Genomic DNA, 10,196 nt, shown 5'->3' with positions numbered 1-10,196 from the left:
TGTTCAAACCAGCCGTAGTTTTTCATGAATTCCAGATATCTTTCTTCAGCTGTTTTCTGCTGGAATAGTATCCTTTTTTGAAGGGAAACGAACGCATTCAGGAATATTTTACGGAAATAGCGTTCCAGTTGTGGTATTTCTATATAAAGCTTTTCCAATTCATTCTTTCCGATCATAAAAACTTCCGAATTCTCCATGGCTTCAATATTGTAAACGGATGGCTGTGCATGAAGCATGCTGTACCAATCGGAAATCCACCAGTTTTCAAAAGCGAACTGTACTGTATTTTCCCGGCCATTGGGGCTTACTTCATATTGTCTCAGGCATCCTCTGATGACAAAATAATCATGGCTGCATATCTCACCATCTTGTAAAAGATATTGTTTACGTCGAAATTTCTTATAAATCAGCGCAGAACAAAAGATGTTCTTCTCCTGATCTGATAGGGTAACGTGTTGGCTAATATGTTTTAATATGCTGTCGTAATGAACGGACATGGATATAAGTATATAGGTTTACCCAAATATACTTAATCTTCTGTTATCAAAATTATCTTTTCCGGATGATAGCTGGTTTCCAATGTGTCTAAAAGATGCTCAGATTATATTGCTTTGCCAGGTCTAAAATTATGTGGTATCCCGCTAAAGAGTTTCCATGCTGATCCAATGCAGGACTGAATACACCGATACCCATTTTTCCCGGTACACTTACGGTAATTCCGCCGCCTACTCCTGATTTGCTTGGTAATCCTACGGTTCTGGAATATTCTCCACTGAATTCATACATTCCGGCAGTCAGCATCTGCGATTCTACCAGTTTGGCAACATCTGCATTTTTATATTGAGAGTCACCATCAAAACGTACACACTGGTTAGCGAAGAAGTATCCGATTTTTGCCAGGTCTTCAGCGGTAAGCTCAATAGAGCATTGTTTAAAATAATTATCCAGTTGGTCTTCATTTCCTGAGATCAGTCCGCTGTTTTTCATGATGTAGAACATTCCACGGTTACGGTGTCCGGTAGATTTTTCAGACTCGTATACGGATTTACTGTAATCAATGCTTGGGTTTTTGGTGATGTAACGAACCATATCCAACACTTTAAGGAATGGTTTTTCACCTTCACCGGAAATTAAAGAAGTAGTAAGGATTGCTCCTGCATTCATCATTGGATTAAGCGGTTTTCCCATTGTTTCAAGATTGGAAAAATGATTGAAAGGCTTATCTGATCCAAAATACCCCATCTTATCAAACACATTCGCTTCACCCCTTTCATTTACCGCAACCATTAGCGCGATGATCTTGGAAATACTCTGCATGGTAAATTTCTTTTGAATATCGCCGGTGCTGAATACTTTACCGTTTTTATCCACTACAGAAAAGGCAATTGCTTTAGCATCCATTTTACCCAGTTCAGGAATATAATCAGCTACTTTACCTTGCGTGTAATAATTTCTGTTCTTTTCCAGAATGCTGCTTAAGGTTTTCTCTGAAATGGTTGAAAGATCTGCCGTTTTCTGAGCATACATTACTGTGTTTAAGGACAAAAATCCTGCAATAAGAATTCCTTTGGCGGAAAATAAAAAGCTATTTTTTTTCATGTAGAATATTTTCGAATAAAAAGTTTATAATGTTCCTCGAAAAAACAAAGATAAGATATTTCATTTTTTGTGCAAGGTTGTCCAGAACCGGGATGAGACAAAGATGGGTAGAAGTGAATGTTTGACATCTCTACTGGAAGAAGTGAATGTTAATCTTTTGATTGCGATATTGACTACAGCAGTAGGGTTTTAATTCTTTTGCCTTTATGTGATCCTATTTATCTTATAAGTTCAAAGTCTTTATAAAGGAATATTCCATATTGATCCAGCATATGGGTTTTGCTGTTTTCAGTCTTTCCACTTTCTGTATCGGAATAGTAGAGCACATATTTTTTATTGATAATATCTTCCTGATCTTTTGGGCTAAGGTATTTGACGATTTTTATATTGCTGTTTTTATCAAAGTTTCCCATAAGTGAAACCTGCTCAGAATAATTACCCACATGGAAAATTGAAGGCTGATTTCCTGAGTGTATTTTGATTTCCCGAATGAGGTCATTGCAATATTTTAATTGCTGATTTTCATAATTTTCATTGATGAATATTCCTCCTGTAATCTGAATTTTTTTTGCATTGACATGAATTAAAAAAGGGGATAGAAACAAGACAAATAATACGGATTTCATCAGGGTTTCATTTAGAATATAATAGAGCAGGATAAGAACAAAAGGGACAGAGGGGATTAAATAACCTGCTTCTAACGGATATCTGATAAAAAATACCAGATTGAAAACAATCATTAGGATGCTGAATATTACAAAATGATTTTTGGATACATTTTTTAATTCCCGGTAGCCTCCCGTAAAAAGCTGAATGATTAAACCAAGTATAATAGCCAGCATTCCTAAAGCACCATAGATATATAATGTAGCCAGACTTAATAGACTGCCAAGGCTAACCTCTGAATCTCCGTAACTTTGAAAGAAACCCGTACCATATTTTAAAATGACCGGCGAAAAGAAAAAGCATATGGAAAGAAAAGCTAAAACTGAAAATTGTAAAACCTTTTTAATATCCTTTCCGGAAAAAGAATACAGAAGAAAGGCAAATGCAGGAAGGAAAATAATATTGTTGAACCTTGTACTTACCATAAGTCCGCACAGTAAAGCGGAAAGCCAAAGGTTTTTCTTAAGAAGATAATATACGCTTCCTAATAAAAAGAATAAAGACCAGTTGTATTCCATAGCGGTTGTACTGCTGAGGTAGATTATTGGTACAAACGGGAATACTATAGCCATAAGAAAAGCTAACTTTATTGTAAGAAAGTTTAAAATTTTAAAAAAATACAGACAACAGCCGGCTGTAAATACAACTGATAATAAATTGATTACCCAATAAGGCTGATAATATACTAATGAATATAAAAATTCTGGAAACGGATACCCTGGGAAACGGGACACATTATAAATGTGATCTTCATGTAATATCTTTCCTGTGTATACTTCTCTCCAGGCATCTAAGTCGATCCCTAGGCTATTAAAAATAAAAGGCAACCGTGATAACAATACAATGATTACTATCATTATTTCCCTGAAGTATTTTTTCATTTTTGTCTATTATTTATTTTCAATGTAAAATAAACTCTTTTTATTTAAAACAGAGAGAATTTCTTTTTTCTAAAAGCTTGAGCAATTGTTTGTATATAATCTCCGTATTGGTATTGACGTAAAAAATTTTAAAAGAATTTTTATCTGCTATATTTTTTGTTTAATTCATAAGTCATTAGTTTTTAATTTATTTTATGCTGGGTATTGCTTTTTGAATAGATTAAATTAGTATTTATTTTGTTTTAAAACGAAAATACATTGTTTTTATATTAATAATTATTGAGGTAAATTAAGGTATAGTCAGTAATTGAAGTATATTATTGATATTTATATTAACTAAAAGTAATATTTTTCATTAATAAATAGTTTTTGAATTAAAATTTTCATTAATTTTCAATCGAAAATTAATACATTTTTATTAACCATGAAAAACACTACTTACTTTAGTAGGCAGCACATCTTCAGATGGCTCCTGCTATGTTGGCTCCTGGTACCTTGGGGGCTGCAAGCACAATCATCAACTCATGTTACCTGGGATTCTCAGGTTGGATGCCAGGTTCATCGGGGCGAAAAAGGCAATGACGGCAATTCGGTTGCTGCTGCCAGCGTAGAGACTGGTACCTGTATCCGTGTTTGTGAAAATACTAATGTGACCTATACAGTTCACGGATCTAACATTTTAAATGTACAATGGACATCTGCGGGTGGAACAGTACAAAGTGTCTCAGGTGCTTCTAATACAGAAGCTGTTATAGCCTGGGGAGCCGCAGGCGGTGGGTTTGTACATGCCGTTATTCAGTTTTTAGACGGAACTACCGAGAATCAAAATATTTGTATAGAGAAAATAAACAAACCGATTCCCAACTTTACGATGCTCAACATGAAGGATCGTGTTTGTAAAAATACGGAGGTTCATTTTCAAAACCTTTCTCAAGCAAACGGAGGAAGTGATATTGTCAATTATTTTTGGGATTTTGGGGATGGAACAACTTCTACAGCCTTTGAACCTACTCATACGTATACTTCAGCAGCAGGACTTACTGTTAGTTTGACAGTAACCAATAAATGCGGTTGTTCAGAAACCATTTCTCAAAAACTGGAAGTTCTGGAAGCTCCACCTGTACAGATTAACTGTGCTTCTGTAGTGTGTGAAGGAAGTATTGAAAAATACAGTGTGCTGAATGGATGCAAGGGAGACTGGAAAGTGATTGGAGGAACACTGTTGAATAATTATGGAAATGAAATTGAAGTAAGATGGGATCATGTAGATCCGGAGGATGGCTTTGGATATATCATGTACAAATCTGAGTGTGGATGTCCGGAGTGGACTACTGCTAAAATTCCTGTAATTTTAAAAACAGCAAAAATTAAAGGGCAGGATAGAGTGTGCACCGGCAGACAATATACCTACTCACTTCCTAAGTGGCCAACTACAAGTGTTGACTGGGATGTAACAGGTCCTGCACCAGCAGAACTTACGTATAACCAACAAAGAAACGAGATCCTTTTCAAGGCAACAGTACCAGGTACATATACATTAACAAGTAAATATGCCAATACATTAATGTTATGTGGAGGAGACGCAACTAAAACAATTGTTGTGGAAGAACCTGTTACCATATCAGGAGGAACACCTGAAATCTGTGTAGGGGCATCTCAAACATTTACAGCTACTCCTAACGTTCCTGTTATCTGGAATGTCACTTTAGATGGAGGAATAGTATATACCTCTCCACAACCAATCAGTGTACCTTTTAGTTATGTTTTTGCAACACCGGGTACTTATATGGTGACAGCAGTTAAAGCAGGCGGAGGATGTGAAAGTCAGGGAATACAGATTAATGTAGTAGCCCCACCAAAACCTCCGAAGGGACCAATTATAGGGGATGATATGGCATGTCCGGGAAGACCGTATGTGTATTCAATTGGCTTAACCCCAGCGAATGTGATCCCGGTATGGAGTGTAACAAATGGTACAATCCAGGGAAGTAATGCCGGAAATTCTGTAACAGTTGTCTTTGATACTGGTGCAACGACATTTTCAGTGTCAGTACGTTATAGAACGATTGGGCAGGCAGGTTGTCTTTCCAATGCGATAACAAAAAGCGTAAAAGCAGTAGATCTTAACAGAATTTCTCTTGTTCAGAATATAGGACCTTTCTGCCCAAGCAGCACACAGAATTTCAGTGCAATTTTAGGAAATATTGTTCCGGATTCTATGGAATGGAGTTTTGATCAGCCTAACTTTGGAAGTTTTTCTTCCGGACAGGGAACTGCTAATGTGGTGGTAAATATTAATGAAGTTTCGGGTGGGGTATATTCTACTAACCTTAACTTAAAAATTGTGAAATGTGGTCAAGTAAAGACCCTTTCTATGAAGATCAGTAAACTGGCCCTTCCTGCGGTAAGCTTTACCAATGTTGGAAAGATTTGCTTAGGTTCAGATCTTCATTTCACAGTGAATCAAGGAACGATTACTTCGGCAACAAATGTGACGTTTACGTTTGCTAATGGAAGTTATACTACGGCGTTTAATCCATCCGGAGTTTACAATTTCCCAAATAACGGATATATTCAGAATAATACCGGAGGAAATGTTTCTCAAACCGTTACGGTAACCTATGATGGAACTAATGGATGTTCTTACAAACCAACAGCAAGTGCCAATTTTATTATCCTTCCTGAAACCATTATTACGGTTTCACCGGTATATAATCTTCAGGTTTGCGATAGCCAGCCTTTAGCACCGTATACACTTACAGCCAACAGTTCAACGGGGCTTACAAATATTTTAGAATGGCAATGGTTTAAAGATGGGCTGCCATTGAACGGATTTAATACAAATTCATATACCTTATCAGGTGTGGGGCTTGCAGGAACTTATCAAGTAAGAGCTAAAGATATCAACGAATGTTATGTATATTCGCAAGAGATTAAAGTAATAAATGCTTGTCCTACAGGAAATAACTGTACCTCACCACCTACTGTTTATTATGCCGCAGAATGGACTGGTTGCAACACAATCAGTGTAAATTCTTTTAGTGTAAATAATACTCCGGATGAAATTCAATGGGTATCTAATAGTGTACTTACTTTGATTAGCGGACAGGGAACAACTTCACCTGTATTCCAAACAAATCTTGCAGGTGCACACATTGTTAGTGTTCGCTTAAGATACGGTACATGTTGGTATTCAACAAGTATTGAGGTCCGTAAACATTATGAACCGAAGTTTGATATTTCGCAGGTTTGTAACGGCAATGGCTATAATGTTACTTTGTATAATACTTCTACAATATTCGATATTAACCCGAATGCTATTGTATATACATTTAGTGCGCCTGGGCTTCCTACACAGACAGGTCAGACCGCTACTTATAATAACCTGCCGCCGGGAACATATACCTTTACGATGACAATGTCTGCTCCATCGTATTTGTATCCATCTTGTACGATTACAAAAACAGTTACTCTGGCACCTGTTCCTAGTACAAACTTCTTACTTCCGGCTATTGCCTGCAAAGGAGAAGCGATTACTCTTTCTCCGGTGTCATATACTCCTGGAAATATTTACACTTGGTATTTTGACTCAACGTCTTTTATCACTTCACAGCAGAATACGATTGTTACGTTTAATACAACCGGAACAAAGAGTATTAAGCTTGAAATCAGAACACCACAGGGATGTGTTTATACTTCAGGAACCGTTAATCTTACAGTAAGGGACGCCAACTTTACTGGAAATCTTACTCCTGTGAGTGCTGTTGTATGTCAAGGAAATGCTCCGGTAGTTTCCTTTGCGCCAACAGGTACAGCACCGTCAAGTTATATTTGGATGAACGGCTCTCAACAGGTATCAGGAGCACCTAATTCAAGTACTTTTGTTCCAACACAATCAGGAAGCTATTGGCCGGTATTAGTATCTGCAGAAGGATGTAAATCTAATATCATGAGCGAAAAAGCAGTACCTGTTACAATTAAAAAGCCTCCGTATGTTAGTATTTCCGGGCAAACAAATATTTGTTCCGGAAGTTCAGCAATACTTAATGGTATTGTAACAGATAATACCTTAGAGTATAGATGGAAGAAAAACGGGACTCCAATTGGTACACAATGGTTAAATATCTTCCCTATAGTTTTCAATACAGGGCCATTGTATGCAGGTACTTATACCTTTACGTTGGAAGTACGTAACCCTGGAACAACAGACTGTACTTCATCTAAAGACTTTATAGTTACTGTAAGCAACCCTCCGGCATTACCAACGATTACCTATACTCAGGTACAATGTCAGCCGTATACGGTTAAGTTAACAGCATCCGGACCGGCTAATGGAGAATACAATTGGAGTAATGGAATGACGGGACAAAGCATTACGGTGCTTGAAGGAGGAGTGTATAAAGTGATATATACAGCCCCATCAGGATGTAAAGTAGAGCAAGAAATAGCTATACCTCTGAGCATTGAAAGCCTTATGTGGGTGTTCCCTACAGGTTGCTACAGCTATTGTAGAGATAAAGATCGTCATATTCTGGGACCAAAAGGTACCTTCGATTACCATCAGTGGGAGAGATTCGGAATTAGCCTTCAAAATGGGACTAATACTATCATTGATCCATTCTACTTTGTAGATTCGCCGGGAACTTATAGGCTGAGAATAGACCAGAATGCAGGCGGAATGCATTGTGAATATTATTCAGGAGCAATGAACTATTATCCTGGAAAAGAATGTGGTATAGAAACACAGTGTAACTTTGATGTAGATATTACTTCATTCAAATGGGATGGTGATCATTATAACGTTAATGGAACGATATTTAATGCAGGAAGCCAACCGGCCATGCTTACTATTTCAAGTGCTAACGGATATGGAACTTATCTTCCGTCTATAATTAGCATTCCGGCAGGAGGAACATATGATATGAATGCCAACCCATTGGCTTTCTATCCAAATGCAAGCTTCCCTGGTGGTAATGATGTTATCCTATTCTTAGGACAGGATGATTGTAAGTTTGTTGGTGAGCCGAAAATTATAGGTAAACCTGCTTTTGCTGATGCAGGAAAGGGATTAAGCCTTACTGCAGCATCTTCTCTCAAGTTGATGCCAAATCCGGCGAAAGATGTGGTTAAGGTGTCATATGATACAGGTAATGAGAAATTACTGGCAACACAGATCAAGGTTTTTGATACCATGGGTAATGTCAAATTCCATAAGGAGCTGAAATCATCTTCAGGAGAAGTGAGTGTAGATGTTTCTAACTGGTTGCAGAGTACTTATATTGTTATTGTACAGGCAGGAGAAAAATCCCTGCAAGGTAAGTTGATTAAAAATTAATCCATACTTCATTCAATAAGCAGTGCCCTCCAAAGAGGGCACTGTTTTTTTATATTATAGCCAATGAAAATTCAAAAGTATATTATGCATATAAATACTGTGACTGATGATTACAGCCAGACCGTATTAAACTGTTTCAACACTATTCAGCTGATTAATAAAGTATGAAGGTGTAACTCCTTTTTCCTTCTTAAATGCAATAACAAAAACCTGTGATGAAGCATAACCGCATTCCTCTGCCAGATAGCTTATTTTATATTCCCTGTATTTGGGATCATTGTATAAATGGTCAACAATATAATTAATTCTTAAGCTATTGATATAGGCATTGAAATTCTGGGATTTGTAATTTTTGATGACCTCAGAAAGGTATTTAGGATTAGTATTCAGAAGATTAGACAGGTAAGCAATGTTGATCCCTTTTTTGAGGAATTTTTCTGAGTTTTCAAAGGTTTCCAGTTTCTTTAAAAGTTTTTTCTCCGTTTCAGAGGAGATGTTGGATACTATCTGATCCTTCACTTCAGAACTTTCATTGGGCTCTGTACTTTTATGTTTTAGTTCGCTGATAAGATCATCGTATTTTTTGCGATGTTCACGGTCTTTCTTTCTGTTATAGTTCCAGAATAGGAAAACTATTAAAAGGATAATACCGGAAGCTGTTACTATAATAATGAGTCTGTTTTTATTGCTGGCATCTTTATACGTATTGATCTTTTTCTGAGACTGGTTGATGATGCTAACCTTTTGAGCATTCTTAATACTGTCATTCAGATTGGTGTATAGAGTAAGATACTTAAGTTCCTGCTCTTTATTGCCTAAAGCATTGTAAGCATCCTTAATATTTTCATACGCTGCCAGTCTTTCTTCCGGTTTTTTCTTTTTCCGTTCCAGCTCCAGAACTTTCTGAGAAAACTCAATGCTCTTATGATAGTCCTTTTTCTCATAATAAAAGGCACTTACAGACTCATAAACTTCTATATCACATAATTTGAAATACTGAGGATGAGTCTCCGCATACCCCAGAGCTTTTTTAAAATAAGGCTCTGCAAGATCTAGTCTTGGATTTTTAGGATTAAAAGCATAGGCAAGCCCCAGGTTCATCAGCTGAAAAATTTCAAGATAATAATATCTGATTTTCTGATAATCGGTAAGGGTATCGATAGGAGTGGATTCAAGGATTTCAAGGCTTTTCTTTTGGTATTGCAGCATGGTTTTCTTTGCTCCCATGTCTGAATATATACTTGCAAGCAGCATATAAGAATTACAGAGATATATATTTTTATCTGCTACATTATCCATTTTTTCCCCGTAAGAATTGCTTTCCAGAATGTTTTTAGCTTCGGCAGGCAGGCCAAGACCTATCGCTACACAAGCTTTGTTGAGCTGAATAAGTCCCAATGCATAATTATTATCTTCAGCCTGGGCCAGTTTTTCCGCCTCGTCACCATATTTCCCTGAAAGATTATAGTTTCCTCTTCTCAATGCATTTCGCTGAAGAAGAATAAGTCCTCTCAGCTCTCCCGGTGCGAAATTGATCTGTTTAGATTTACTCACCATGTTTTGGAGATCATCCATATTGGTAAGTCTGCCCACATCATTATATTCAATGAGGTCATATTGAGCCATGATCTGTTTTTCTTCATTTTTAATAGCCGGAGTTTGGGCAGGAAATAGGGGAGAAGTAAATAGTAGAAAAAATAAAAATTTGAGGGAAA

Annotated in this window: 5 protein-coding genes; 1 reads left to right on the top strand and 4 read right to left on the bottom strand. The window is 36.9% G+C overall.

From position 1 onward, the window contains the following. The 3 genes from BBH99_RS22000 to BBH99_RS03810 form a co-directional block, all read right to left on the bottom strand. Positions 1-497 (bottom strand): Crp/Fnr family transcriptional regulator (locus tag BBH99_RS22000; RefSeq protein ID WP_131799193.1); only part of this gene is annotated, 497 nt, incomplete at its 3' end. A gap of 88 nt (positions 498-585) precedes the next feature. Beyond that, complete coding sequence (gene glsA, locus BBH99_RS03815; protein ID WP_066692204.1) at positions 586-1,599, bottom strand: glutaminase A; 1,014 nt, start codon at positions 1,597-1,599, stop codon at positions 586-588. Between the two features lie 218 nt (positions 1,600-1,817). Next, positions 1,818-2,837, bottom strand: a complete 1,020-nt coding sequence (locus tag BBH99_RS03810; RefSeq protein WP_123872984.1) for a hypothetical protein — start codon at positions 2,835-2,837, stop codon at positions 1,818-1,820. A 733-nt stretch (positions 2,838-3,570) separates the two neighbouring features. On the opposite strand from BBH99_RS03810, the gene BBH99_RS03805 reads away from it, so the two are divergent. Further along, complete coding sequence (locus tag BBH99_RS03805) at positions 3,571-8,481, top strand: PKD domain-containing protein (RefSeq protein ID WP_066692199.1); 4,911 nt, start codon at positions 3,571-3,573, stop codon at positions 8,479-8,481. 126 nt (positions 8,482-8,607) lie between these two features. Here BBH99_RS03805 and BBH99_RS22675 read toward each other — a convergent pair. Continuing rightward, positions 8,608-10,196, bottom strand: a 1,589-nt coding sequence (locus BBH99_RS22675; protein ID WP_083188727.1) for a helix-turn-helix domain-containing protein, incomplete at its 5' end; no start/stop codon positions are given.

The sequence above is a fragment of the Chryseobacterium contaminans genome, from assembly GCF_001684955.1.
In the GTDB taxonomy this organism is placed as follows: domain Bacteria; phylum Bacteroidota; class Bacteroidia; order Flavobacteriales; family Weeksellaceae; genus Chryseobacterium; species Chryseobacterium contaminans.
Note: the sequence above shows the minus strand (reverse complement) of the source record. Positions and strands in the feature narration are given on the sequence as shown.